The organism is Paenibacillus whitsoniae (genome assembly GCF_003955665.1).
In the GTDB taxonomy this organism is placed as follows: domain Bacteria; phylum Bacillota; class Bacilli; order Paenibacillales; family NBRC-103111; genus Paenibacillus_E; species Paenibacillus_E whitsoniae.
This window is the reverse complement of the sequence record NZ_RXHU01000027.1, coordinates 82,416-108,473: the sequence shown is the minus strand read 5'-3', so window position 1 is coordinate 108,473 and position 26,058 is coordinate 82,416. Positions and strand designations below refer to the sequence as shown.

25 protein-coding genes are annotated in these 26,058 nt (G+C 53.1%); 15 read left to right on the top strand and 10 right to left on the bottom strand.

Annotated elements, in window-relative coordinates; all coding sequences use genetic code 11:
* Positions 1 to 4 precede the first annotated feature (4 nt).
* The 3 genes from EJQ19_RS11005 to EJQ19_RS10995 all read left to right on the top strand — a co-directional run bounded on the left by EJQ19_RS11005 (position 5) and on the right by EJQ19_RS10995 (position 3,888).
* The gene (locus EJQ19_RS11005) at positions 5 to 2,224 is read left to right on the top strand and encodes a GDYXXLXY domain-containing protein (RefSeq protein ID WP_126141260.1); all 2,220 of its coding nucleotides are present in this window, start codon (positions 5 to 7) and stop codon (positions 2,222 to 2,224) included.
* A gap of 39 nt (positions 2,225 to 2,263) precedes the next feature.
* Positions 2,264 to 3,130 (top strand): DMT family transporter, encoded by an 867-nt coding sequence (locus EJQ19_RS11000; RefSeq protein WP_126141259.1) that lies wholly within the window; start codon positions 2,264 to 2,266, stop codon positions 3,128 to 3,130.
* A gap of 110 nt (positions 3,131 to 3,240) precedes the next feature.
* Positions 3,241 to 3,888 (top strand): hypothetical protein, encoded by a 648-nt coding sequence (locus EJQ19_RS10995; RefSeq protein WP_126141258.1) that lies wholly within the window; start codon positions 3,241 to 3,243, stop codon positions 3,886 to 3,888.
* 622 nt (positions 3,889 to 4,510) lie between these two features.
* Here EJQ19_RS10995 and EJQ19_RS10990 read toward each other — a convergent pair.
* The 4 genes from EJQ19_RS10990 to EJQ19_RS10975 form a co-directional block, all read right to left on the bottom strand.
* Positions 4,511 to 5,755 carry a threonine synthase gene (locus EJQ19_RS10990; RefSeq protein ID WP_126141257.1) on the bottom strand — a complete coding sequence of 415 codons (1,245 nt, stop codon included), beginning with the start codon at positions 5,753 to 5,755 and terminating at the stop codon, positions 4,511 to 4,513.
* 18 nt (positions 5,756 to 5,773) lie between these two features.
* Positions 5,774 to 6,529 (bottom strand): YheC/YheD family protein, encoded by a 756-nt coding sequence (locus EJQ19_RS10985; RefSeq protein WP_164716459.1) that lies wholly within the window; start codon positions 6,527 to 6,529, stop codon positions 5,774 to 5,776.
* Entirely contained in the window at positions 6,522 to 6,923 is a 402-nt protein-coding gene (gene panD / locus EJQ19_RS10980; protein WP_126141255.1) for an aspartate 1-decarboxylase, read from the bottom strand. Before panD ends, EJQ19_RS10985 begins: the two co-directional genes overlap by 8 nt.
* A gap of 210 nt (positions 6,924 to 7,133) precedes the next feature.
* Positions 7,134 to 7,901: a sulfite exporter TauE/SafE family protein gene (locus EJQ19_RS10975; protein ID WP_126141254.1), complete on the bottom strand. Its 768-nt coding sequence runs from the start codon at positions 7,899 to 7,901 to the stop codon at positions 7,134 to 7,136.
* A 196-nt stretch (positions 7,902 to 8,097) separates the two neighbouring features.
* On the opposite strand from EJQ19_RS10975, the gene EJQ19_RS10970 reads away from it, so the two are divergent.
* Positions 8,098 to 8,535, top strand: a complete 438-nt coding sequence (locus EJQ19_RS10970) for a GNAT family N-acetyltransferase (RefSeq protein ID WP_126141253.1) — start codon at positions 8,098 to 8,100, stop codon at positions 8,533 to 8,535.
* 73 nt (positions 8,536 to 8,608) lie between these two features.
* Here EJQ19_RS10970 and EJQ19_RS10965 read toward each other — a convergent pair whose 3' ends face one another.
* Positions 8,609 to 9,514 carry an AraC family transcriptional regulator gene (locus EJQ19_RS10965; RefSeq protein ID WP_241242842.1) on the bottom strand — a complete coding sequence of 302 codons (906 nt, stop codon included), beginning with the start codon at positions 9,512 to 9,514 and terminating at the stop codon, positions 8,609 to 8,611.
* A 146-nt stretch (positions 9,515 to 9,660) separates the two neighbouring features.
* Between EJQ19_RS10965 and EJQ19_RS10960 the strand changes: the two genes are divergently transcribed.
* The 6 genes from EJQ19_RS10960 to EJQ19_RS10935 all read left to right on the top strand — a co-directional run bounded on the left by EJQ19_RS10960 (position 9,661) and on the right by EJQ19_RS10935 (position 15,195).
* Positions 9,661 to 10,797 carry a Gfo/Idh/MocA family protein gene (locus EJQ19_RS10960; protein WP_126141252.1) on the top strand — a complete coding sequence of 379 codons (1,137 nt, stop codon included), beginning with the start codon at positions 9,661 to 9,663 and terminating at the stop codon, positions 10,795 to 10,797.
* A 191-nt stretch (positions 10,798 to 10,988) separates the two neighbouring features.
* Entirely contained in the window at positions 10,989 to 11,822 is an 834-nt protein-coding gene (locus EJQ19_RS10955) for an electron transfer flavoprotein subunit beta/FixA family protein (protein ID WP_126141251.1), read from the top strand.
* Between the two features lie 51 nt (positions 11,823 to 11,873).
* The gene (locus tag EJQ19_RS10950) at positions 11,874 to 12,992 is read left to right on the top strand and encodes an electron transfer flavoprotein subunit alpha/FixB family protein (RefSeq protein WP_126141250.1); all 1,119 of its coding nucleotides are present in this window, start codon (positions 11,874 to 11,876) and stop codon (positions 12,990 to 12,992) included.
* Positions 12,989 to 14,299: an FAD-dependent oxidoreductase gene (locus EJQ19_RS10945; protein ID WP_126141249.1), complete on the top strand. Its 1,311-nt coding sequence runs from the start codon at positions 12,989 to 12,991 to the stop codon at positions 14,297 to 14,299. Before EJQ19_RS10950 ends, EJQ19_RS10945 begins: the two co-directional genes overlap by 4 nt.
* Complete coding sequence (locus EJQ19_RS10940; protein ID WP_126141248.1) at positions 14,296 to 14,583, top strand: ferredoxin family protein; 288 nt, start codon at positions 14,296 to 14,298, stop codon at positions 14,581 to 14,583. Before EJQ19_RS10945 ends, EJQ19_RS10940 begins: the two co-directional genes overlap by 4 nt.
* A gap of 99 nt (positions 14,584 to 14,682) precedes the next feature.
* Entirely contained in the window at positions 14,683 to 15,195 is a 513-nt protein-coding gene (locus tag EJQ19_RS10935) for a DinB family protein (protein ID WP_126141247.1), read from the top strand.
* A 252-nt stretch (positions 15,196 to 15,447) separates the two neighbouring features.
* Here EJQ19_RS10935 and EJQ19_RS10930 read toward each other — a convergent pair whose 3' ends face one another.
* Positions 15,448 to 15,675, bottom strand: a complete 228-nt coding sequence (locus EJQ19_RS10930; protein ID WP_126141246.1) for a 3-dehydroquinate dehydratase — start codon at positions 15,673 to 15,675, stop codon at positions 15,448 to 15,450.
* Between the two features lie 262 nt (positions 15,676 to 15,937).
* Positions 15,938 to 16,738, bottom strand: coding sequence for an AraC family transcriptional regulator (locus EJQ19_RS10925; protein WP_126141245.1), 801 nt, complete (start codon positions 16,736 to 16,738; stop codon positions 15,938 to 15,940).
* Positions 16,739 to 16,863: 125 nt separating this feature from the next.
* Here EJQ19_RS10925 and EJQ19_RS10920 point away from each other — a divergent pair, with 125 nt between their 5' ends.
* Positions 16,864 to 17,634 (top strand): sugar phosphate isomerase/epimerase family protein, encoded by a 771-nt coding sequence (locus EJQ19_RS10920; RefSeq protein WP_126141244.1) that lies wholly within the window; start codon positions 16,864 to 16,866, stop codon positions 17,632 to 17,634.
* 27 nt (positions 17,635 to 17,661) lie between these two features.
* Positions 17,662 to 18,681: a Gfo/Idh/MocA family protein gene (locus tag EJQ19_RS10915; RefSeq protein WP_126141243.1), complete on the top strand. Its 1,020-nt coding sequence runs from the start codon at positions 17,662 to 17,664 to the stop codon at positions 18,679 to 18,681.
* A gap of 71 nt (positions 18,682 to 18,752) precedes the next feature.
* Here EJQ19_RS10915 and EJQ19_RS10910 read toward each other — a convergent pair whose 3' ends face one another.
* On the bottom strand, positions 18,753 to 20,864 hold the full coding sequence (locus tag EJQ19_RS10910) for an LTA synthase family protein (RefSeq protein WP_126141242.1): 2,112 nt from the start codon (positions 20,862 to 20,864) through the stop codon (positions 18,753 to 18,755).
* Positions 20,865 to 21,080: 216 nt separating this feature from the next.
* Here EJQ19_RS10910 and EJQ19_RS10905 point away from each other — a divergent pair, with 216 nt between their 5' ends.
* Entirely contained in the window at positions 21,081 to 21,941 is an 861-nt protein-coding gene (locus tag EJQ19_RS10905; protein ID WP_241242849.1) for a YitT family protein, read from the top strand.
* Positions 21,942 to 21,953: 12 nt separating this feature from the next.
* On the opposite strand, the gene EJQ19_RS10900 is transcribed toward EJQ19_RS10905, so the two are convergent.
* Together EJQ19_RS10900 and EJQ19_RS10895 are read right to left on the bottom strand one after the other, a co-directional pair.
* On the bottom strand, positions 21,954 to 22,643 hold the full coding sequence (locus EJQ19_RS10900) for a response regulator transcription factor (RefSeq protein WP_241242841.1): 690 nt from the start codon (positions 22,641 to 22,643) through the stop codon (positions 21,954 to 21,956).
* Between the two features lie 29 nt (positions 22,644 to 22,672).
* A complete protein-coding gene (locus tag EJQ19_RS10895; protein WP_164716457.1) occupies positions 22,673 to 24,022 on the bottom strand; it encodes a sensor histidine kinase in 1,350 nt (449 codons plus the stop codon).
* 143 nt (positions 24,023 to 24,165) lie between these two features.
* On the opposite strand from EJQ19_RS10895, the gene EJQ19_RS10890 reads away from it, so the two are divergent.
* Both EJQ19_RS10890 and EJQ19_RS10885 read left to right on the top strand, forming a co-directional pair.
* Complete coding sequence (locus tag EJQ19_RS10890; RefSeq protein WP_126141238.1) at positions 24,166 to 25,080, top strand: CPBP family intramembrane glutamic endopeptidase; 915 nt, start codon at positions 24,166 to 24,168, stop codon at positions 25,078 to 25,080.
* Complete coding sequence (locus EJQ19_RS10885) at positions 25,077 to 26,054, top strand: aldose 1-epimerase (RefSeq protein WP_126141237.1); 978 nt, start codon at positions 25,077 to 25,079, stop codon at positions 26,052 to 26,054. Before EJQ19_RS10890 ends, EJQ19_RS10885 begins: the two co-directional genes overlap by 4 nt.
* The last annotated feature ends 4 nt before the right edge of the window (positions 26,055 to 26,058 follow it).

Here is a 26,058-nt window from a genome sequence, read left to right as displayed (position 1 = left end):
TGGCATGAAATCTGGGAAGGTCATGATCCAACTTGGTTATGTGTTAGGTGCCAGTGCGCTGCTGACGGCGCTCGGCTATTTCTACGCTTCCAACTGGGGGCTTCTGAATCGTTTTAATAAAATTACGCCAATTCTCGTGCTCATGTTGGGCTTCTACGGCTTGCATATATGGTTGTCGCGGAAGCCCGGCAGAGCCTTTCTTAGCAAATTAAGCTTATTTGCCAGCTGTATCACGTTCGGCGTCGGGGTGGCCGTTGTCGGTCAAACGTACAATTCCCACGCCGATAGCTATGGGCTGTTTGCAATCTGGCTGATCCCCGCGCTGCTTTTCAGCGTGTTTACACGCTGGCAGCCGTTTTATGTATTGAGTTATATCCTTGCGCATATCAGTTACGGCCTGTATTTCCTGCCGCGCTGGGGTGGAGTCAGCGAAGACGAGGGTATGTACGTGCTTGTATGGTTGGGCTTTACTTTAGGCAACGGCGTGTTGTTTGCATTGATGGAAAAGGGCAAATTGCGTTCGCCTCTGCTCAAATGGCTTGCGTTCCAAGCTGCGATATGCGCTTGTTTAATCGTTTCAATCTCTTGGATTTTTGAGGATTATGGAATCTGGATGAACCTGGCGCTCGCTGCTGTGCTTGCTCTTGCGGTTTGGTATGCACATCGTGCCGCCAGCAAGTTGAATCTACTGTTTGCAGGACTGTGGGTGTCCGCGGCGATCGTCGTCAAATACTTCGAGTTGGTCATGAATTACCATAACGAGTGGTTTTTCCTGCTCAGCCTGCTGTTTGTTATCGTGTTTATTTTTGCGAATGTGAAGTTCATGACTTATATTCGGCAGTGGCAACCGAGCGGTGTACAGTCGGAGGCTGAGGAAGAACTTCCTCAGGAGGGAAGCGCCGGGAAGCGCCGTACGTCCGATTTTACGAAATGGGTCGTGCACGTGCTGACTGTCGCTGTCATTATCATCGGTTCTTTGCTCGGCACCGTGACGTTAGTCGGCCTTGTGACGGTCGTGCTCAGTATCGAGAAACCGGAAAATCTGCTCATGGGTTACGGTATCGCCGCTTTTATCGCGATGCTGTTCCTGAACAAGTTTAATAGCCTTGCCAGATATACCGTCATGATCAGCGGCATGCTGATTGCGACAGGGGCTGCGTTAATCAAAAACAATTCGCCTATGCTGTACGTTCTGCTGCTGCTCATCGTGGTGGCGTTTGCATTGCAGCGCGGGCTTCTGCAGCGGATATTTTTCTTCGAGTCAGCCGTATTGATGACTGCGTTCATTCTCGCAGATGCTTTCCGGAGCCGTGTGACCGTCGTCAGCCTATTGACCGTGCTGGTCCTGGCGGTCTTCTGCGCCGGCGCGCTGATCAGGCGCGATGTACTGCGCCGGCCGCTGCTATACAGCAGTTTTCCGACCTTTCTGCTGCTGCTCTTTATTCTGACATTTATTACTGAAGGCGGCTGGTATTATGCCGTGAACGCAGTCTTTTTCGTCCTGGTGCTGGCTGCGGCGATCTGGACGAAAGGGCGGCAGCTCAACTGGATGTACGTCTGGTCGATCGGATTCTGGACGGCGTTCCTCGTGTACAAATATTACGATTTGGCGTGGAAGCTTCTCCATAAATCAATTAGTTTGGCCATTATCGGCTCGCTGATCCTCGCGGTTACGGTGTGGTTGGAGCGGAAGCGCGAGGACCAAGACGAGACGGTGGAAGCACCTTACGCGCTTGCCGTGAAACCGCTGCTGCTCGGCGTCGTGATTTTGCTCCAGGTGGTCGGCTTAGGGCTGCAAATAGGAAAAAGCGAGTGGCTGCTCTCCCACGGCACCCTGGTGAAGCTGGAGCTTCAACCGCTTGATCCGCGGTCGATACTACAAGGCGATTACATTCGTCTGCATTATGCGATTTCCGAGCCGGAAGGGAGACTCGGCTATGTGGAAGGCCGTCCATTTAAGGGAAAGCTGGCGGTTGTGCTTGGGCCGAATTCGGCGACAGGCATATATGAATACAAACGCATGTATCAGAAGGGCGAGACGTTGGCGCCCGGCGAGGTGCGGCTGAATGGGAAGAGAAACGGCTACGACACGGTCGAGTATGGGATCGAATCGTACTTTATTCCCGAAGGCAGCGGCCGGGAGTACGAAGGGAAAGTAAAATATGCGGAAGCCCGAATTTCCGCAAGCGGTGACGCGATTCTCGTGGGCGTCTCTGATAACTAAAGCTAAGGCGAGTGAAGTAGAAAGAGGTATAGACATCTTATGTGGCTACTATATTCCGTCCTCGCGGCCCTGTGTTTTGGGTTGCGAGGCATTTTGTATCACTATACGAGCCAGCAGTCGCTGAATCGAAATGTGTTGTTGTGCGGCACCTTCTTCATGGGGGCGGTTGTCAGTCTTATCTGCGCGTTGATCACGGGTGCGGAATGGACGACGTCGGCCCTGATCGGTGTTCAGATGGGCTTGTTTTCGTTCGGCGGCAACGCCAGCATGTTCAAAGGCTTTGCCGTGGGCAAAGCCTCGTTGGTTGCGATTTTAACCGGACTCCCGTCAGTTGTGGTCGTGGTATTCGCTTACTTTTTATGGGGAGAAAAGCTGAATCTTTGGCAGGCGTTGGCTTTCGGCGTCATTGTGATCGGTATACTGTGTGTGCGCTACTCCAACGACATTTCGCTGGGCAACCTGCAAGGCGCGGGGTGGGGCTTGCTCGCTCTTTTCCTCTTTGCGGGTAATGATCTTTCAGGCAAATGGACGACACTAGCCGACGCACCGCTGTTTCCAACATTAGTCTGTATGTTCACGACGGGCACGATTTGCTTCGGGCTCTGGTGGTGGCGCGATAAACGCAACCAACAGGAGACCGCTGCTTCGCCGGACGCTTGGCCAGCGAAGCGGACATTTTTGATCGGCATGCTCGTCGGCATCACGAATGTCGTGGGCATGGTCATGATTATTCACGGCTTTGACCACGGCAAAGCAGGCCTCGTCTCGGCCGTTGCCGCGCTGAACGTGCTGATTGTATTGCTGTACACGCGATTTATCGTGAAAGATAAATTTTCGCGGCTCGAGCAGTCCGGGCTGGCGATTGCGATGATCGGCATGCTTTTGCTGAAGGTCGTCGCTTCCTGAATTTGACTGGGTGAGTAGCAAAATTCAACATAAGCTTTCTGTATGCAGCCAAATACGTTACAATAGGGGTATACGTGCCATTATGAAAGATGCAGGAGGCTTTAACGACCATGACAGATAAAGATTTGGAAACTCAAGTGCCCGACAATCAAGCGCCATCCGAGGAAGACATCGAACGCGAGAAAGCCCAACTGATCTTCACGTGGTTTCAGCACACGAACGAAGTCGTGAAGGAGCAATTTCCTGAATACGAAGTGGAAGGCCAAATCGGCAACAATCCGAATTACGGTCCTATGTTTGCGTTTACACTGAAAAAAGACGAGAAATCGACGGCCGTCGGTTTTTTCTTGAACGAGCTGATGCGCAACTTCCAAACGAACCCGAATGCCGGTCTTTGGATGTCCTCATTCTTCGTAGATCTGCTGCGCAGCGAACAAAGCCATGTGCTGCCGAACCCGCCGCAATCCGAAGACGAAGCGAAAGAATTGCTGGACAAGCACATCGTGCCATATTGCGCGAATGCGGTGCGTGAAGAGTTCCCCGACCAGAAAATCTACGTCGATTTGGAGCTTCACGAAGAACACGGTCCCGTACTCGAGTGCGGATTTATCTCCGTTGTAGACGGCAACAATACTTGTGCGCTGCCGCTGCAATATTTAATGACCTTATATTTGCTGAACCGCGACCCGGCCGAGCCGATGATCCAAGCAATGTATCGCTTGTACGAGGAAAACAATCTAGGCGCGTCGGAAGCGTAAGTTGATGAAGGAGGTACCCATGAGGGTGCCTTCTTTTTTTCGTGGAAGTTAGAGGTGAGGAGGGAATCGCAGGAGGCGTCCGGAGAGCTATGTATCAGTGAAAGGGCGGATTCTGTGATATGTGCAAGAGCGCGCGAGTGGTGGAATTTAAAGGTGGAGGTCGGAGCGGCAGGAGGCGCTCGGAGAGCATATGTATCGGTGAAGAGCGGAATCTGTAGTATGTGCAAGAAGGGGAGAAGTTAAATTGACACTTGTACGTGTCTCAGAATTTGATCTCTTCCAATATTCACTGCTTAAGAAAGCAACGCTGAACGGGCCGTAAGAAATAACGACACTTGTATGTGTCTCAGAATGTTTCTCCCCTCCAATATAGCTGCTCAAGAAGGCAGGACTGAACGGGTCAGAATATTTAACGACACTTGTAGGTAGCTCAGAATTTGTTCTCGCCCAATATATCTTATCCAGGATCGACAAGACAAACCAGGAAAAACTCCCGCTGATCTCGGCGTTTCGATTGCAGTACGCACGAAGTATGGCCGAAAAGTTGGAGTTTTTCCAGTTGTCACTTATTTAATTATTCACTCTTTTCACGGCGGCGAGCGAACAGGGACTCGTGAGCGCGTTATTGCCCTTGCTGCTGCACGAAGTCAGTGTAGCTGCGAAGCACGGGCAGGCTGCGGGCGGCGTCGCCAGGCTGCGCGTATTTCATGGCGTGCGAAGTGTTAAACAGCACGACGCGGTCTTGCCCCCGCAGCCAGCCCGAATCGCACAGCCGGAGCATGGCCGCCCAGGTGGCCGAGCCCTCCGGCGAGGCGGAAATGCCCTGGGCGCCCAGCTGCCGCGTCGCTTCGGCGATCTCTTCCTTCGAGACGGCGACGGCGGTGCCGCCGCTCTCTCGAACGATCGCCAAGAGCAGCGGCAAATCCGGCGGCGCGGGAACCCGCATACCGGTCGGGTTGGGCGCGACGGGCTGCTTGAAAGCGGCAGCAGCCGTATCAGCTGTGCCCGACGGATCCGCGGCCGGAGAGGAGACACCGTCAACAAGAGGCTGACAGCCCACTTCTTGTACACAAACGAAGCGCGGCATGTCGCAGGACACCCAGCCCAACGCTTTAAGTTCGCGGTAGGCTTTCCACATGCCGATAATGCCGGAACCCCCTCCGGTCGGATAGATGATCACGTCCGGGAACGTCCAGCCGAGCTGCTCGGCGAGCTCGAGGCCCATCGTTTTTTTGCCTTCGACCCGGCCGGGCTCCTTCAGGGTTCCGACATTGACCCAGCCCTGCTCGGCGGCGCCGGCTTCGATGATCGTACCGGCGTCATGGATGAAGCCGTCGACCAAGAAGGTATGTGCCCCGTACAAGGGGCACTCTTGAACAATCAGCGGCGGGCAGTCCTGCGGAATGAAGACGTAGGCTTCGATGCCCGCCCGCCCCGCATAAGCGGCCAGCGCGCCGGCCGCATTGCCGTTGGAAGGCACAGCGGCTTTGTGCACGCCGGCTTCCTTCAGCAGCGACACCGCGGCGGAGAAGCCGCGCGATTTGAAGCTGCCGGTCGGGTTTTGCTCCTCTCGTTTCAGGTAAAGCTGCCCCAGCGGAAGCTTGCGCTCCCACGCTGGCATGCGCAGCAGTGGTGTCCCACCTTCGCCAAGCGAGACGATGTTCGCTTCATCCAAGACGGGAAGCAGCTCATGATACCGCCACATGGACGGGGAGCGATAGGGCAAAGCGGTTTTCGAAAACGTATTTGCAATCTGTTCGATGTCGTAGTCCACCAATAAAGTGCCGCCGCAAACGCATTTCATGTTGTGATAGCGGAAGGGCTGCCGAACCGAACATCGCGAGCAGATCAGCTCCCGTTGTTTCATGATAGGACCTCCTCTGCCTCAGCGCAGGGAATTTTGTTTTCTCCTGCTGGCATGAAATGATTTGATTGTACGGTAGGTAGACTTATCGGCCAGTTTTAGAAACAGTTCCAGCATTGGGGCAAAATTAACTTCGATAATCCATACATGCCCCTTTTTATCTATGGCCATATCCACGCCCATCGTTTTGACCCAGCGATAGGAGGGATGAAGCTGTCTCGCGGCTTTAAGCGCGACTTGATTCACCTTTGCGGTCAGCTCCGCGCTCATGCCGCCAACTTCCGAGTGCCGGAGGGCATAAGGCAGCGAAACGACCCGGCCGTGGCTGCGCCGGACGTTCGTCACAATATAGCCGCGCCCTGCCACTTTTGCCAGCTTGCCGGTTACCTGCCATGGTCCGCCGGGGCGCCGCTGCACCATGACGCGCAGATCGAAGGGGCGGCCTTTTACGGTCGCTAAGTGAACGCGCTGCTGCACGATGTAGTTGCGGCCCGCTTTTTTTCTTACATAGCGGGATACGGCGGATTTATCGATGAGCAAAGTACGCTTGGCGCCATTGTGAATTTCATATGAGGCCGTTTCGACTTTGCTGATTCGGATGACGCCATGGCCACCATAACTGCCTGTTGGCTTAATGATGATCTGATTGTACTTGTCGAGCATGCTCCACAGTGTCGTGTCTGAGAGCCAAGCCGTATCAGGCAAATGTGTGCGGAGCGATTCCATGCGGCGAAGAATTTTGTGTTTCGTCCATTTGCTAGTTGTAAGTTTAGCCATGGCGCTTCGCTTCTTGCTGCTGAATAACGAGATCGTGCTCTTCGACGCGCAGAACCTGATTGCGTTCATCAACGAACACAACCTGCGGCTTGAGCTTCGCAATCTCCTCTTCCTCCATGAGTCCCATGCTTAAAATAATGACAAGGTCGCCTGGGGAGAACAAATGGGCCGGCGGACCGTTCAGACCGATTTTACCGCTGCCTTCCGGTGCGGGGATGGCATATGTTTTCCAACGTGTCGCATTTCGCAAACTCGTCACTTGTACCATTTCGTAAGGATGGATGTTCGCCTTGCGCATAAGTAAACCATCGATCGTGATGCTGCCGACATAGTTCAAATCGGCTTCTGTGACGGTGGCACGGTGGATTTTGCCTTTACACATTAGTCGCTGCATGTGCAGTTGCTCCTTTTCTATCACATGGGGTTCTACTTAGCGTATGAGGGAGGCAGCCCTCTGTCGTAGGCGCAGGCCTACTGCAGCGGAATTTGGGCTGGCTGCCGCTCAGGAAATGCCGGAATATTTCCCGGGGAACCGCACGACTCGACAAAAAAAAGCCCGCTCAGGAGATCATCCTGACGAGCTGTCTCGTATATATTCCGTGTATTAGCCAATTAATTTAATCCCGCTAATTAAGACGAGGCTTGCAATGATTGTGCGGAGCACGAGCGTAGGCGCTTTGGTAGAAAGCATAGAGCCGATGAGAACGCCCGGAATGGAACCGATCAAAAGGTTCAGCACGAGCGAATAGTTCACGTTGCCAAGGCTCGCGTGAAGGATGCCGGCGGTTGAAGCCAGGAAGAACGCATGGGCGATGTCCGTACCGACGAGCTGCGCGGGATTCATTCTGAAGAAGTAGAGCATCGCGATCGCGTAAAGGGAGCCGGAGCCGATCGACGTTAAACCTACGACAAATCCGAGGACAGCACCGATGGTGATGGTGAGGCCGCGCTTTTCTTGGAGCGAACGGAGCTGCCAGCGGTTTTCCTTGATTTTATGCCCGAAAAATACTTTAAACAGCGTCGCAAATGCCACGAGAATCAGCACATAACCGAGTGCGTGCTTGATGATGTCTTCTTGGTTATTGAAAAAGGAGTTGAACATCTTCAGGACGATGACGGCCAGAATGACGCCTGGAATACTGCCCATCGCGAGTACGCGTACAAGCTTGAAATCGATCGTCTTTTGCCGCCAGTGTTGAATGGTGCCGAACAGCTTGGTGATGGAGTTGTACAGAAGGTCTGTTCCAACCGCGATCGAAGGATGAATGCCGATCAGAATGAGAATCGGAGTTAACAGTGAAGCGCCGCCGACGCCGGTCAGTCCGACAAGGAAGCCGACCAGAACGCCCATTAAAATGATACTTAAAGTCATGTTGTCATGTCCTTTCAAATACCGACTAAACTTATTGGATTAATATTAGTACACTTCGAAGCCTCTTGTAAAGAGAAATTTTGCGGAGTGGGATAAATGCCGGATAGGCGGCATTATCTAGCATGCCAAAGTTGACAGCGCCGCTGCATTGTTAGATTATGGGGGAAGCAGATACAGAAAGAAGTGTGTGATAGCCATGTTAATGAATGTGAAAGCCCGTATCACAGAGAGTCAGTTTCAGGAGCTGCTCAGTTACAGCGTATTCCCGGACCCTGAAGCGGTTCATAAGGCGGTTGCTTACTACGAGCAGGAAGATGCCAGTTGGTTGTTCGCTTACGAGTCCGAAGGCGTGTATGTGGGGATTATAGGCTTTGATCTGAATGAGAGACAAGAAATGACGATTCGCCATCTAGCGGTTGAGCCAGAAAGCAGAGGCGTCGGCTTTGGCCGCGGCTTACTACTTGAGGTGATCGAGGAGATGAGCCCAACTCGGATTCAGGTGGAGACGGATGAGGAAGCAGTAGAGTTTTATCGGAGCGTAGGCTTTGTCGTTCGCAGCCTTGGCGAGAAATATCCGGGTGTAGAGCGGTTTCTATGCACGTATGAAATTGAGGAAGAGGAAGAAGAGGATTAGGCAGTAGATGAAAAGGGTGCCCCAGATCGTCATGGCGACGGCGTGTGGCACCCTTTTTCGATGGAAAACCGCGTTAGCTTGGCATCCGCGACTTCACAGTACGGGCATATTCGGTGGGGCTCATGCGGGTCGCTTTTTTGAACGCTTTGGAGAAATAGTGGACGGAGCTGAACCCGAGCAACCCGGCAATCTCGGTAAAATTGTACGTTTCCTCGCGAATCATGATTTTCGCTTGATTGATTTTTAATTTGGCGAAATACTCCATGAGCGAGGAGCCGGTTTGCTTTTTAAATAAATCGGCCAGTTGACTTCTTCCTATGCAAAAAAGCTGGGCAAGCGCAGCAACCGATAGCTGCTCGTGTAAATGATCGGCCATATAAGCGGCGATTTTGGAGACGAGTTCGCCCATCGATCTTTCCTGAGCCATCGTCGTTAACGGCGTTTCGGATTCGTCGCGATCCATTCGCTGGTGAAGTCGAATCAGCAAAATCTCCAGGTAGTTGCGGAGAAGCTGCTCGCTGCCCGGTGGAGCGTCATGGCGCCGCGCCAAGGGGTATTGGAAAGGAAACGGAAAGATGCGCTGACCCTCCGCAATTATGGTCGTAAGCAGGTTGCGCTCCTGGCTGTTCAGAGAGATCACTTTATTTTCAAAAAAGTGCATGGCATCAGAGAGACAATCGAACGTAATGACGATCAGGTTCGGCGCCTTGCCTTTGAGCGAGTAGAAGCTGTGAAATTCGTTCGGCTTATGAAAAATAATGGTGCCCTGCTGAAGAATATGCGTCGTCTCGTCCGCATGGACTTCGACTTCACCGCGATCCACGTAGAGCAGCTCCCAGAAATCGTGCTTTTCTCCATGGAAGACGTAGTCTTTGCCATATTCGAAATAATACATGGTAATCAGATTGGTTATGGAAATGATCGGCGGCAATGAAAGCCGTTGATAGGTAAACGTTTGCGCTTGATCTGAGCTTGCCACGGTTATAGTCACTCCAAGTTATGAATTGAATGATTACTTTATCTACTATAGCAGAAATACAAATAAATCGGTGGATATGACAAAGAAAGTGCAAGGCTTTGCTCCTATAATGAGGGTACATGAGGGAACATAAAGGAGGAAGCGTTGTGAATATCGGGGTTATCGGTTATGGGAGAAGAATGGGATCGGTTGTGGATAAAGTGCTGCAGCAGGACCCGAGTGTGCGCGTCAACGCTATTGTGGATGTCAATCGAGCGGGCGTTGAGGCACGCGTTGCCGAAAAAGGGTGGGAAGGGATTGCCTACTACGATACGGTAGATGAAATGCTTGCGGCTGAACATATGGACGGTGTCATGGTCGGCACGCGCTGTACGCTGCATACGCCAATGGCGCTAAAAGTGCTGGAAAAGGGGCTGCCGTTATATTTGGAAAAGCCGGTCGCCACGGATATGGCGGACTTGCTGAAGCTTAAAGCAGCTTCCGAGCGATCCCGATCACCGGTCGTGGTGTCTTTTCCGCTGCGGGTAACGTCGCTGGTGCAGCTGGTGAAGGAAATCGTTGACTCCGGGAAAATCGGAACCGTGGAGCACGTGCAGGCGGTTAACAATGTGCCGTACGGCCGGGTGTATTTTCAAAACTGGTATCGTGATGAAGCAGAGACTGGCGGTTTGTTTCTGCAAAAAGCGACCCACGATTTCGACTATATTCAAGCTGTGCTCCGGCAAAAGCCTGGCGCGGTTTGCGCGATGACGTCGAAGCAGGTGTTCAGGGGCAATAAGCCCGCTGGTTTAAAATGCGTCGACTGCTCGGATAATCGAACGTGTCTGGAAAGCACCGTAACGTTCAAAGACGACATCGAGCCGACCTGGCAGTACTGCTGTTATGCGGAGGATACCGGCAACGAGGATTCCGGCAGCGCGCTGATTCGTTACGAGAGCGGCATGCACGTGTCGTATTCGCAGAACTTTTTTATTCGCAAAGGGGTAGCACAGCGGGGTGCTCGGTTTATGGGGTATAAAGGCACAGTCGATTTTGACTTCTACACAGGCGTTGTTAAAGTTCACATGCATCATACATCGCGTGTTGAGACGTATGAGCTGGCGCCCGGGGGTAACCACTTCGGCGGGGACGACCTGCTGGCAGCGAATTTTGCCGAGCTGCTGCATGGCAGGGGAGAATCGATTTCGAACTTGTCCGATGGGCTGGTCAGCGCACAGCTGTGCATCAAAGCGCAGCAATCCGCCAAAACCGGCATGTTTCAGACGTTGGATTGGCAGCTTTAAAAGACAATACGCGGGGCGCATGTTCACACAGGTGTGAGCGTGCGCTTTGTTTATTTTGAGACGATTTCTGAGTAGCATGATTACTTCTTTCCTGCATATATTGAGATAAATACGTTTGAAAACGATTACTTACTACCATTTAAGTGACAAATTTCACAATGATGACAAGCTTCGAGCAGGAGAGTGAAAAGATGCTGCATATTGTCGTTTGTATCAAGCAGGTGCCGGATTCGCGCGAAATTCGCATCGATCCGAAGAACAATACGTTGATTCGCCAAGGCGTACCGAGCATTGTGAACTTCTATGATATGCATGGACTGGAGGAGGCGCTGCGGATTAAAGACGAGCAGGGCGCGCGTGTGACCGTGGTGACGATGGGGCCGCCCCCTGCGGAGAAAGGACTCAAGGAATGCATCTCGCTTGGCGCGGACGAGGCGGTGCTTGTGACGGATCGCGGCTTTGCCGGTGCAGATACGCTGGCGACGTCGTACGTCGTGGCGCGGACGATTCGCAAGATTGCGGAGACGTGGGGCCCCGTCGACATGGTGTTTTGCGGGAAGCAGACGCTCGACGGCGACACGGGGCAGGTCGGGCCTGGCGTCGCATGCCGGTTGGATCTGGAGCAGCTCACTTATGTGAATAAAGTGGTGCAAGTGGATGAGGAGAATCGTAAGGTGCGGGTGCACCGGCTGCTGGAGGACGGCGTCGAAGTGGTGGAGACAAGCATGCCTGTACTGATCACGGCGCTGAAGGAGCTGAATAAAGTGAGGCGGGCGTCGCTGCCGGGCATGATCCACGCGGCCCGGTATAAGCCGGTCGTGTGGACGACGGCGGATTTTCCGGATTTGGAGCGGGCCAAAATCGGGCTGAAAGGTTCGCCGACGATCGTGGCCAAGACGTGGGTGCCGGAAGTGAAGTCGGTCAAAACGAAGATGATCGCCTTGGATACGTCGGAGGCGACGGCCAGCGAGCTTGCAGGCGAGCTGCTTGGGCACGCAGAGTTGCAGACGGTGCTGGAGGCGTAAGAGGGCCAAGCGCGGTGCGACGGCAGCGCGAGGAAAGGGAGGAATGCGGGAATGGCAAAGGAGCATAACGATGAAATGCCCGATTGGTCGGCCTATCGGGGCGTGTTGATTGTGGTCGAGCAGCGGGCAGGCGCGGCCAAAAAGGTCAGCTGGCAGCTGCTCGGCGAAGGGCGCAAGCTGGCGGCGAAGCTGGAGGTGCCGCTCATGGCGCTCGTCCTCGGCGAGCATGTGGCACATCTCGCCGAAGAGGCCGTGCAGTACGGCGCCGACCGGGTGTATCTATGCGAAGCCCCCGAGCTTCGCGACTACCGGACCCGGCCGTACAGCCGGGTCTGCCTGAAGCTGATCGAGGAAGCGAAGCCCGAGATCGTGCTGTTCGGCGCGACCGCAACGGGGCGCGACCTCGCAGGTGCGATAGCGACGCACCTGCCGACGGGGCTGACGGCGGATACGACGCAGCTTGACGTCGAGCCGCCGCCGTCACGGCTGCTGCTGGCTAGCCGCCCGGCTTTTTCCGAGAAGATGATGGCCACCATCCTCTGCAAGCAGTACCGGCCGCAGATGGCGACCGCGCGGGCCGGAGTGTTTCAGGCGCTGCCGAAGGACATGGCACGCGAGGGCGAGATCATCCGCATGGACTGTCCTATGCGGGAGGAAGAGATTGCCGCGCAGGTATTGGACTTCCTGCGCGAAACGGGCAAGCTCAATCTCGAGGAAGCCGAGATTATCGTTGCCGGCGGACGCGGCCTGGGCGGGCCGGACGCGTTCGGGCTGCTCGCCGAGCTTGCGGATGCGCTCGGCGGCGTCGTAGGGGCTTCCCGCGCGGCGGTGGACGCGGGGTGGATCACGCACGAGCACCAGGTCGGCCAGACCGGTGCGACGGTGCGCCCAAAGCTGTACATCGCCGTCGGCATCTCAGGCGCTGTCCAGCATACCGTCGGCATGAGCGGGGCCGACGTCGTGGTGGCGATCAATCGGGACGCGAACGCGCCGATTTTTCAATTCGCCCACTACGGGATCGTGGGCGACCTGTTCAAGCTCGTGCCGGCGCTGACGCAGGCGATTAAGGAGCGCCGGCAATTGTTCGGCGTGAAGGCGCCGGAGCACGCCCGGCAAGCGCAAACGCAAGCGGCAGACGCGGATGCCCGCGAGAGGAGTGAAGCCAAATGAACGAAAAATTCGATGCGATCGTCGTCGGCGCCGGACCGGCTGGCGCAGCGGCGGCGCTGACGATGGCGCGGGCGGGGCTGTCCGTCGTCCTGCTGGAGCGGGGCGAGTTCCCCGGCGCCAAAAATATTTTCGGCGGCGTCCTGTACCGCAAACAGATCGAGGAGCTGGTGCCCGAATTCTGGACGGAAAAAAACTTCCCCATGGAGCGCTACATTGTGGAGCAGCGCATCTGGATGATGGGAAAGGAGTCGATGGTGACGTTCGGCCACCGGAACGAGGCGTACAAGGAGCCGTATAACTGCTTTACCGGGCTGCGCGTGAAGTTCGATCAATGGTTCGCGGACAAGGCGGTTGCGGCGGGAGCGATCCCCGTTTATGAGACCGTAGCCTTGGACGTCATCAGAGAAGGGGAGAAAGTCGTCGGCGTGCGCACAGACCGCGAGGACGGCGACTTGTACGCCGATGTCGTCGTCATTGCCGACGGCGTCAACTCTTTGCTCGGCAAGGCGATGGGCATTCATCGAGAGTGGATGCCCGATGAGGTTTCTCTTGCCGTCAAGGAAGTGATTGCCCTTCCGCGCGAGAAGATTGAAGATCGCTTCGGTCTGGAAGGCGACGAAGGCGTGACGATCGAGTTCATGGGCGAGACGTCGCTTGGCATGGCGGGCATGGGCTTCCTGTACACGAACAAGGAAACGATTTCGCTTGGCGTCGGCGTCATGGTGAACCATTTGCGGGATAAAAAGGTGAAGCCTTACACCGTCCTCGACGCCGTCAAACAGCATCCGATGATTCGGAAGCTGATCCAGGGCGGCGAGACGAAGGAATACTCCGGCCATCTCATTCCAGAAGGCGGTTTTCATTCGATCCCGCCGCTGTCCGGCGACGGCTGGTGCGTCTGCGGCGATGCCGCGCAGCTCGTCAATTTCGTCCACCGCGAGGGGACGAATCTGGCGATGACGTCCGGCCGGCTGGCGGGCGAAGCTATCGTCGCGGCCAAAGCGCGCGGCGATTACTCCGCGCCGTCGCTGAAGGCGTACGACACCGCAATTCGCGCCTCTTTTGTGCATAAGGATTTGCAAAAATATCAAGGCATGCACGGCTTCCTGCGCGATCAGGATCCCGAGCTGCTCTTCTCGAAGCTGCCGAAGGCACTCAATGAAGCGGCGTACAACATGTTCCTGGTCGACGGCACGCCGAAGGCCGAGAAACAAAAAATGGCCGTCAAGCTCATCAAAAATGCGGCTGGCGGCACAGTCAACCTGATGAAGCTGGGGTATAAAGGATGGAGGGCGATGAACGGATGAGTGCAAGCGACATTACAGATAAGCTCTTTACCATTCGCTACAAATGCGACGACAAATCGCATCTTGTTATTAAAGATACGGGGACGTGTCTGAGCTGCGTGACCAAGGATTGCAATTACTTCTGCCCGTCGGATGTGTATGCGTGGGAGAAAAAATTGAAAATCACAACGGTTGCCTATGAAAACTGCATCGAATGCGGCACATGCCGGATTGCGTGTCCTTCTTATAATATCGATTGGGTATATCCGAAGGGCGGGCACGGCATGACCTATAAATACGGTTAGTTACCTTTGGTCAATTTTTAAACGCCAAGACTTCCCAATTCTCATTTCTATCGCGTATAATTTAGGAGAAGAGACAAGAGCTGTGGGAGGTTCGATTGGATGCTGACAAGACCGAACGCTGAGGAATTTGCGCCTTATTTTGCACAATACATTGCCAAGGTACCGGATGGCGACGTGATTGCCTTTTTACGCCAGCAAGCGCAGGAGGTCGGAACGCTAGCTGCATCGATTTCGGAAGAGAAAGGGCTTCTGCGCTATGCGCCGGGCAAGTGGAGTGTGAAGGAAGTGCTGTGGCACATTACCGACACCGAGCGGATTATGGCTTACCGTTTGCTGCGTGTTGCCCGCGGTGATACGACGATCCTGCCAGGCTTCGATCAGGACGTTTTTATCGAGAACGCGTCTTTTGACTCGATTCCACTCTCTGCCTGGTTGCAGGAGTGGCAGGCTGTTCGCACGTCGACATTCTCGCTGCTGCCGTCCATCGCTGAGAGCCACTGGCTGCGCCAAGGCACGGCTAGCGGGCGGGCCGTTACGGCACGGGCGCTGGCATACATTATCGCTGGACACGCGCAGCACCATTTGGATATTTTGAAGGAGCGGTACTTGTAGTACATTTCGTGAGTTGGATAGGGCGGAGCAGCATTAAGCTGCCCGTCTTTTTTCATTTAACTTAAAGCCTGCGGATCTAGTAACAAGCCTGCCAAAAAGCAGGAATCGTCCGCCACTACCGCCAAACTTCCGCCGCTGCGACTGTTGGCTGCCGATATCCGCTCCAGCCCCGCCTGCCCGCTGCATAAAAAATAGGCCTTGCCACTTCAGGCAGGCCTACTTCATTCGCTGTGCAATTCCCGGTCGCACAACTTAATATAAGGACAGAGCCAGCGAATCTCGCTCGTTCAGTGAGTGCAGAATCGCCTCGCAGCCGACAATTTCAATCGAAATGATAGAGTCGAGACATTTTTTAATCGTTGCTCTGCCTTTTGTAATTTTAGAATCAATTGCGGATTTTAATAGATTGTATTTCTTTTTATTTTTCTCATCAGAGTAGACGGGCACGGCTTTATTGTTGATCTTGATAAACATAACCATAATCTTCACCATCCTAAGAATTGGATATATTAAGCATAAGGTAGGAGTATTAAGAGAACCTTAAAATAGTTTTACAATTTTGAAACAAATGTTTAACCTTTTTCATAGTGCTTTTGCCTCAAAATTAGTAATCTATGGAGACTTCCTGAAATAAAGTAGCTCCCTATGTAAGGCGTCTTCGTAGATAATACGAATTAGGAAGCAAAAATGTTTCATAAGTTTTGCATGATTCTTGAACTTTATGTGAAAAGATATAGGGTTGTTACGTGTTTTGCGAATTTTGCCGATAGAGCTTAGGTGAAATCCCGAATCTTTGCGTGAACGCACGGTGAAAATAAGGGTACGAACCGAACCCGCAGCTGAGCGCGATTTGCTCAAGGGACATGGAACGGTCGTGCATGCGCTCCACCGCGCTGGTAAGCCGAACCTCCGTAGCATATTGAATCATGGTCTTGCCAAAGCATTCCTTAAATAAGTGCACTGCCCGCGAGACGCTTAGTCCCACGTGATCCGCAACATCTTCGACTTTAAAGGCCGATGTCGCATGCGCTTCAATAAACCTTTTCATCCGGGTGCCGGTAAAAGGCTTGCCCTGCAGTGTCACGGTTTCTTTCGCGGCACGTTCAAGCGAGAGGCAGAGCGCTTGCAACAAATAGCTGCTCAGTTCTTCGTCTTCCTCTTCCATGCGACGTTTTTCCAGAATAAGCTGCCGCCAAAGCGAGATCAGGCGAGGATCGAGGTCGATTTTCGTGCATGGCAGCTTCGGACCGCGGTTCCACCACTGATCAATCCACGCCCCGCTGCAAAATAAATAATAATCACCGCTGGCGATTTTTCCGTCGGGTCCCGCCATAGTCTGCTCGATGCGCAGTTCATACGGGTCTCCTGGTTTAAAAAGCAGCAAATGGCCCGCCTCAATTTCACGCATGCCCCCGTGCACAAGCGCTTCGCATTTTCCTTCGGCTTGCAGACGAAAAAGATAAGTATGAAGGCCGGACTTGGCGCTGACATCGAACGGCTCGTGATGGAACGAATAACCGCAGGTAATTAGCTTTGCATGCATAGCTGTCCGCACCTTTCGTAGCAAAATAAGAGATGTTTTGATTATATCGTGAATGTTCATACTAAGCTAGGTTCGTATATACTAAAACCATTGGTTGGAATAACTCATAGAAAAGAGGCAGGAATATGGGACGTTTAGGTATTGGACTTCAATTGTATACGCTGCGTGACGATATGGCTCGCGATATGGAAGGCACGCTTCGCCAAGTTGCGAAGATCGGATATGAAGGCGTAGAATTCGCCGGATATTACGATATGCCTGCGGATAAGCTGAAAGGTTTGCTTGACGAGCTTGGCCTGAAAGCATTCGGCAGTCATATTTCCCTGCAAAGATTCCGCGACGATCTGCAAGGTGAAATTGATTACTTGAAAACCATTGGCGCTACATACGCGATCTGCCCATGGGTAGACTCTAAAACGCTTGCAAATGCTGAACAATGGCAAACTTTGATCAACGAGCTTGCTGTCATTGCTGGCGAAGTGAAGAAGCAGGGATTGAAATTCCTTTATCATAATCACGATTTTGAATTCTATGTAAAAGTGAACGAGCAGTTTGCTTTTGACGCTATGTATGCAGCAAGCAGTGACATCAACGTTGAAATGGATGTATGCTGGGTGAAATTTGCCGGTCAGGACCCGCTGGCTTATATCGCGAAGTATGCAGGTCGTCTGCCGCTCGTGCACTTTAAGGATTTTACGAAAGATGCGGAAGGCAAGCTTGTTACGCTGGAGCTCGGTCTTGGCGAAGTGCCTCTGAAAGACGTTATCAAAGCAGCTGAAAAAGCCGGCGTCGAATGGCTTGTCGTTGAACAAGACCATTGTCAGAAAGCTCCGCTCACCAGCATCGAGAACAGCTTCAACTGGGTGAAAGAGAATTATTTAAACGTTCATAACTAATTTATTTTTAAAGGAGCTATTATTCCAATGAGCAAAATTCGTGTAGCCGTTATCGGCTGTGGATCTATCGCAAAACATAGACATATTCCCGAATATGCAAGCAATTCGAACGTGGAGCTTGTTGCATTCGTCGATCCGGTGATCGAGCGCGCTGAGCACTATGCTGCGCAGCACGGCGGCAAAGCATTTGCTTCATACACCGAGATGCTGGCTGAAATCAAGCCTGACGCAGTTAGCGTCTGCACACCGAATTATCTGCACGCTGAAATGTCGATCGCCGCGGCAAACGCTGGAGCACACGTCTTGGTTGAGAAGCCGATGGCGGGAACGATCGAAGAAACGGAAGCCATGATTGAAGCGGCTAAGAAAAATGGCGTTTACTTGATGGTTGGTCATAACCAACGTTTGATGCCTCCGCATCTGAAAGCCAAAGAGATTTTGGATTCCAAGCGGCTGGGCAAAGTCATCACGTTCCGTACGGCGTTCGGACATCCTGGTCCTGAAGGCTGGAGCGTGGACGGCCGCGAGAGCTGGTTCTTCCGCAAGGAAGAAGCGATCATGGGCGCGATGGGCGACCTTGGCGTACACAAATCCGACCTGATCCGTCATTTGCTTGACGATGAAGTTGAGCAAGTTGCCGCTTTTGTCGGCACTGTCCATAAAGAAGGTACGGATGTGGACGACAATTCCACTTGCTTGCTGCGCATGAAAAGCGGAGCCATCGGTACGTTGACAGCTAGCTGGACGTACTACAAAGGCGGAGACAACTCGACGATAATCTGGTGCGAGAACGGTGTAATTAAAATCGACACGGACCCTAATGATCAAGTTATCGTGGAACTGCGCAACGGTACAGTCGAGCGCTACAAAGTCGGGGCAATGGCGACTAACGAAAAACAAACGACAAGCGGCGTCATCGATGAGTTTGTAGATTGTATCGTGAACAACAAGGCTCCGCGCATTTCCGGCGAGGAAGGCGCTCGCTCTTTAAAAGTCATTCTAGCTGCTTTCGATTCGCAAGCGACAGGCAAAGTAATTTCCTTGTAGTATAAAATTAAAAAGGGTTGCTCACAAGGTTTCGAACCTTGTGAGCAACCCTTTTTTACATTGTACAATTTTTACCTGCCGCCAATCTCAATCGACAGTGAGTTGGACTTGCCGACCACCGTTTCTTTGGAGTCTTTGTCAAGAATCTGGATGTCCCATAGTCCCGCTTTGAGCAGCTGCCCATCGACGACGGCCGTCACTTTATGCTCATCTACCCACGTAGTCGTGAGCGCTTTGCCATTCAGGGTGACATAACCGAGCGGCGGGATGTTGCTGCCCTCCACTGTCAGTGTGATGTTCGAGCGGCCTGAAATGTCTTTGGAATCCGCATCGACTTTGTCGATCGTGATCGGACCGTAGCCGAGATGGTAGTTCGGATCGATGATCGGCTTGGTGTAATCTTTATACGCATGACGTTCGCCAAACAGAATATCATATTGCAGCGTTTCGTAATCCTTCAAATCGTTCTCATTGATATTCATTTTTGCGTAATAGTCTTTAGGCGGAATAACTGGGATCTTTTTCTTCAATTGGCTCAGGAAGCTGGTATAGTAGTTGCCTTGCTGTTTGGATAATTCTATTAAATAAGGCCCTAGGTAGTTCGGACTCATATCGAGATGATCCTTGCGAGTGTCAAAATTGTTCCACACGACCAACGGTACGCTGTACATCTTTTTCAGGAAGTCAGGATCGTCCTTGCCGCTGATATATTTCGTATCAATGTACGTGGCATAATCGTCGCCTAGGGCAGGAAGATGATCTCCCCAGAACGCGATGATCGTCGGCTCACCTTTTTTCTCGTAGTACTCCACTAACTGCTGCAGCATCCGATCGGCTCCGTTTATGCCCTGAGCAAGCGTCTCCAGCATGCCTTTGGAGGAAGGGGAGAAGTCACCGGTCACGTCGAACGTATTTTTCGGGAATTTGCCTGGGTAGTAGTGGAAATGGTTTTCCATCGTATTGGCGAAGACAAAGTCGGCGCCGTCGCTTTGCTCAGTCGTTTTGATAATGTTAGCGGCAACCTCGCTGTCCGCGATATATGGCCCGGAATAATTTGGTTTAAAATATTCAATCGGAATATATTTGGAGAACCCAAAATCTTGATATACCTTGTTACTGTTGAAATACCAGTTGTAAAAAGGCGAAATCGCGGTTGACGTGTAGCCCTGCCGCGCATAAATGCTCGCTAACGAGTCGACTTCGTTCGAAATATACTGGTTGTAGGCAACCGAGCCTTGCGGCAGGAAACGCATCGAATTGCCCGTCAGCACTTCAAATTCTACGTTGGCTGTACCGCCGCCATATTGCGGGGAAAGCATCGTACCGCTCGTTCCCGTCCGCTGCAGCTTATGGAAGAACGGAACCGGGTCTGCGCTAAAGGTAGCGCCTTGAATCTGCGTCGGATCCCAGAACGCTTCACTGAGAATGACAATCACATTCGGCTTGATCGGATTCGGCGAATCTCCGGCTTTAACCGGAGGCTCAGGCGTGTGGCTGACAATCGCCTCAATCGCTTTATCATCATAGCCCTCGCGTTTATCCGAAAACATGACTTTCGTATTCAGCACTGTCGCCAGCGCGTAGCCGTTCGTAGTGGTATTCTGCGCCTGGTTCCATACCATAGCTTGAATACCCAACCATTTCTGTACAGGCAGCGGCGCATCCTGATAAACCGCCAGCATCATCAATAGACCGACAACGCCATAGGCGATTCTTTCTTTTAATGCGACTTTTTTCAAGATGAGGGGCGTACGATAGAGTAAGAAATAACTGACCGCTCCGAATAGGACAAAGACGGACAGCACCTGGAAGGTTAAAATGTTCGTTACATACTTCACCATGTCCGATGCTTCGCCGGCAATCACGAGATCCCATGGGGTGAGCGGTACGCCGAGAATTTTCAGCTTCACGCCGCTGATCAGCGCCATAATGATGAAGACCGCGGCCGTGACCCAGTAGGCAATGCGTGTCCGGCCAATGACAGCGGTAAAGAAAAGCAGCACGCTGAGCACGATCCACTCGTTAAAAATCAGCTCGAAGAAATGCTTGACTGTCCAGGACATCATGTCGAGGTAGTGACCGCGGCTTAAAATTTCCATGATAAGAACTGGAACAAGGGCCAGAATCAAAAGCGGAAGCTTCTGGCGCAAATGGTAAAGAATGCGGGATGATAAGGGTTTCATAGTGTCTCCTGTACGAGTTTCTGAGAAATGGTTGATAGAATAGGGATATTATATCACGCCGTTCGACAAGTTTCGATGGTTGTCGAGTGGAATAACTGTGACAATGCAGGAAAATAAGACTGCGATCTCGAATTTATTTTCATAGATAAAATCATAGAAAGGAGGCCTTCGATGGCCAAAGAACAGATCCAATTGAGGAAGGAAGCGGCCTTCCAAATGCAGCACCGAAAAATGACAAAAATCATGTTTTTGCGTCGAAGTTTGTTTCTGTTTATCGGCGCTGTCCTGATGTCAGTGGGACTGGAAATTTTTCTGGTGCCGAACAAAATTATTGACGGCGGCATTACAGGGATTTCAATCATCGTCTCCTATTTGACGCAACTCCCGATCGGATTGTTTCTCACCTTGTTCAATCTTCCGTTTCTTTTTATTGGCTACAAGCTGATCGGTAAAACCTTTGCGCTATCGACCCTGTTTGCGATACTTGTGATGTCCGCGGGAACGGAAATCCTGCACCCGGTGAAGGAATTGACTAGCGATCCGCTTCTTGCAGCCGTTTTTGGGGGCATTATATTGGGGGTTGGCGTCGGACTTGTCATTCGTTTCGGGGGATCGCTCGACGGGACGGAGATCGTTGCGATTCTGGTGTCCAAAAAAATGCCGTTTTCCGTCGGCGAAATCGTTATGTTTTTTAACGTATTTATTCTAGGCAGCGCAGGATTCGTCTACAGCTGGGATCGTGCGATGTATTCGTTAATTGCTTATTTTATCGCCTATAAAATGATTGATGTCACCATTGAAGGCTTTGACGAGTCGAAATCCGTCTGGGTCATCAGCGACAATTTTCGCGAAATTGGCGGGGCGATCATCGATCGGTTAGGCCGCGGCGTCACGTATATGGACGGAGAAGGCGGCTTCACGGGTGACAACAAGAAAGTGATCTTCTGCGTCATCACGCGTCTTGAAGAAGCAAAGCTGAAGTCCATCGTCGAGGAGCTCGATCCCAAAGCGTTCCTGGCTGTCGGCAATATCCACGACGTCAAGGGAGGACGCTTCAAGAAGCGGGATATTCACTAAATGACGTGACTGTCATTCCTCCCGTTTCTCGGGGTCATTCCCTTCGAAAAGTCCCAGATCGCGCACTTTCTGCGCTGCTTCTTTGGAGCTTTTGCTGCCGAGCTTTTTCAAAATATGACCAACATGAATTTTGACCGTGCGCAGCGAAATAAAGAAGCGGTCCGCAATTTCCGTCTGCGTGTGCCCGCGATCGATCAATTCGAGCACTTGCAGCTCAGTCGGAGTGATGAGATCGCGTACTTCCTTGACTTTGAAGCTGTGTTCCAGCTTCTTCAGCCGGCGGAATTCCTCGCGGATTTGCTCCGCAACCGCTGGAGCGATGGCCGACTGCTTGGCGTGGGCAGCGCGAATAATAGCAGGGAGCTCCTCGAACTGCGCCTTGATCTGATAATCAATCGCGCCCGCTTGAAACGAGCGAAAAATAAACTCTTTTTCAGCCATGGACGTCAGCATGATGACTTTGGCTCCCCAAGAGAGCAAAGCCTGCTCGGCAAGGCCAATGCCTGCCGGTTCCTCCTGCAGCATAATATCCATCAATACGACGTCAGCCAGGACGTTCGGCTGCTCGAATAGCGCTCGTGCCGCAGCGGCACTTCCTCCCGTGGTGACAACCTTCATATCCGGTTGGCGGTTCAAATAGTCGGTTAATCCGCGCAGCCAGTCAGGATCGTCTTCCACGATGCAAATGCGAATGAAGTCCACTTCGAAATGCCCTCCAATGTAATAATTATTCATGATGACACAGGGAAAGATAAAAAGACACTCGTGCCCTCGCCGGGCTTGCTGCTCATTTCGAGACTGCCCCCGTGCTTTTTCATCACACTGTAGCAATAGGCAAGCCCGAGCCCGAAATTCAGACGCTTGCCTCCTTTTGTTGTAAAGAAAGGGTCTACGGCCTGTTTTAACGTTGCTTTATCCATACCTGTCCCGGTATCCCGAATTTCCAATACGATTTTGCGTTTCTGTTTAAAAGAGCGAATGGACAGCTGGCCGCCGTGCGGCATCGCTTCAACCGCATTCAGCAGAAGATTTGTCAGCGTTTCCCCAATCTGAACCTCATCCAGCGTAACGACCAGCTCGTCAGGTAGTTGAAGGTCCAGTTCAACTTGTGCAAGCTCGCCTTGAAGCTGGCCAATCACATCCTCCAGCAGGCGCTTGAGATCCACTTGGCCCTTACGGAGGGGCAACTCTTGCGTCTGCTCATGGACGCGGGAAATCATATCGCGAATATGCGCCGTCGCGCTAACGACGACTTGCAGATCCTGCAGAAGCTCTTTTTGACCGGTTTCTTCGGCATGCTGCCTGATCTTATCGAGGAAGAGGCGCATTTTACCGATATCGTTTTTAATGGCATGGTTGAGGATGGCGGTACCGGATGTAATGGCGCGAAGTGTAGAATCCATTTTACGCCGTTCGATCAGGAGCTGCATCCCCAGAAAGCCGTACCGGAAAAAAGTAAAAATAAAAAACGGAATCACAAACGCCAGAATCCAGCTATGATAAACCCAAAGCCGATAGAAGCCAAAGCTCGGCATGACGTAGTTCATCACGCCAAGGCTCAGGATCGGCGGCAGAATCGACAGGCAGGTAAAGATATGCGTGCGCTTCATGGCGGGCAGCTGCTCTTTTTTGAATGCGACGAGCACGGCGCCGCACAAGATGTAAGGAAACGCCCAGATCGCCACAACGTTGAACTGAATGGGCATTTCCTCGGTGTAGCCGGGCAGCAGCGCCCAACAGGCTATCGGCGGAACCAGCAGCGCCAGCGGAAGCCACGTTCGCAGCCGAGGCGCAGGCCAAGCGGTATTATAAGCGAGAGCAAGCCTTGCAAAAGCGTACGGCAGCCCGTAATAGGACAAGAGTGAGCTTGTGCTCATGAGACGATACAGGTAGATGCCGACCGTCGAATGTGGCCATTGCTGCTGAACGTACGGCAGCGTGTGATTGGATATCACCGCGGCAAGCGCGCCGAAGCCGCCGGCGAGGGCGACCGCGCTCATCCAACGCATCGTAGAGGATTTCGGATCGATCAGCCATAAAGCGCCGGCAATCAGCCATAGCGCGATCAAGACAAAGAGCATGCCAGCCTCCATTTTCCATACGGTAAGAGATAATCTTATTGTTGCATGGCGCTTTCATTTGCACAAGTGGCATTATCCAAGATGTGGCAGGAGATGGCCCGCACCTCACGAATACATGGAGGGAAGAGGGAAGGAGGGCGCATGTGTCCGACGTGAAACGAAAGCTGCTGCCGATCCTGGTGATGGTGGGCAAAATCGCTTTGACGCTCGTCATGATCACAGTCATGACGGTGTTGTTGTTGGTCGCGGCAGCGGTGATCACGCTTCGCAGAATGCCGGGAGCTGGGATGTCCGACGTCGTGGCGGACAGTTTTTTTGCTCAAGCATCCTTATGGGCGCAAATCGCCGGATTTATCGGCGGCACGCTCCTGTCATGGATGCTGTTTGAGAAGCGCAGGGGCTGGCGCCTGGGCTTCGAACCGAACCGCGCCTTGCGTAAAACCATAGGCGGCTTGCTTTTTGGCAGTGCGCTGATCGGGCTCAGCGTGCTCGGCATTTGGCTTGTCGGCGGCGTGGCGTTCACGCGCCTGCCGGGGAGCGGCGATCAGCTGCCGGCGCTGATCGGGGGGCTGTGCCTCTTCATTGGCGTAGCCGTCAATGAGGAGCTGTTTGCGCGAGGCTACCTGCAAGGTCTCGCGAAGCGGGAGTATGGCGCGGGATGGGGGATCGCCATCTCGACGATTGTTTTTGCGCTGCTCCACGCGAAAAATCCGGGCATGTGGAGCTCCGTGATGCCGCTGCTTAATTTATTGCTAGCAGGCTTGCTATTTGGGTTGTGCCGTGAATACTCTGGCAGCCTGTGGCTGCCGATCGGCCTGCACGTGTCTTGGAATTTTATCCAAGGCTGCGTGTTCGGTTTCGACGTGTCCGGGATGCCGCTGACGTCCGTGTTCACCGCTGAGCCGCTAGGCTCCAGCTACGTCTCCGGTGGCGCATTCGGCGCAGAAGGAAGCATTCTGACGACGATCGTGCTTGTTCTAAGCGTGGGGATGCTTTATAACTATTATCAGAGAAAGCATATATTGAGACTTACATCTGCAAGGAGGAATCATCTATGAATCCCTATGAACTGATACATAGTGAATGGGAAGGGGAACGGACGCTGGTGCTTGTCGATCATGCGGCGGAAGCAACGGCCGAAATCATCCCGGCCGTCGGTCTGCACCTGTTCCGCTTCGATGTGCGGAACGAAAGCTATATCGCGAAGCCGGACAGCCTGTCCGAGCTTCGCGTCAAGTCCTCGCGCTACGGCGTGCCCATTTTGTTCCCGCCGGGGCGCGTCAAACAGGCGGCCTTCACCTTCGAAGGCCGCGAATACCGGCTCCCGCTCAACCGGGAGCCTGATCACGCCCACGGCGAGCTGCGCGAGCGGCCGTGGAAAGTCGTCGCCAGCGGCGCGGACGCGGCTGGCGGAGCGTATGTCTCCGCGGAGTTCAACCTCGCGGAGCACCCCGAAGTGCTGGCGTACTATCCGCACGCCGCCAGCTTTCGCTTCACGTACCGCCTAAAGGACGGCACGCTGTCGCTTACCGGTGAAATTGCCAACCTCAGCGGCGAAGCGATGCCACTGTCCCTGGGCTTTCACCCTTATTTTGCCTTCGCGGACGGCGAAGCAAGCCGCGTGCGGGTCGTGATTCCCGCGGTGGCTGAGTGGCCGCTCACCGAAGGCGGCTACGCCGCTGCCGGTCCGTCGCCGTCGCCGCTCGTCGCCGCGCTGAAAGAAGGCGCGGCCGTCACGTCCTTGCCGGGCTACCCCGGCGGCTCGCAGCTGCTGAGTATGGAGCCGGGTGACCAGACCTGCGAGCTCCACTACGAGGCACGCGGCACTAAGCTTGTGTTCTACATGGGAGATAAATTCCCGATTCATGTACTGTTCACGGCTCCGTGGACGAATGCCGTTTCACTTGAGCCGTACACGAGCATCATGAACGTGTTTAATGAAACTTTTCCAGCGGAACAATCAGGCGCAGTGGCTCTGCAAGCAGGCGATACGTTCCGTTTCAGTTGGGAGTTTCATGTAGAGAAGCTGTAAGTGG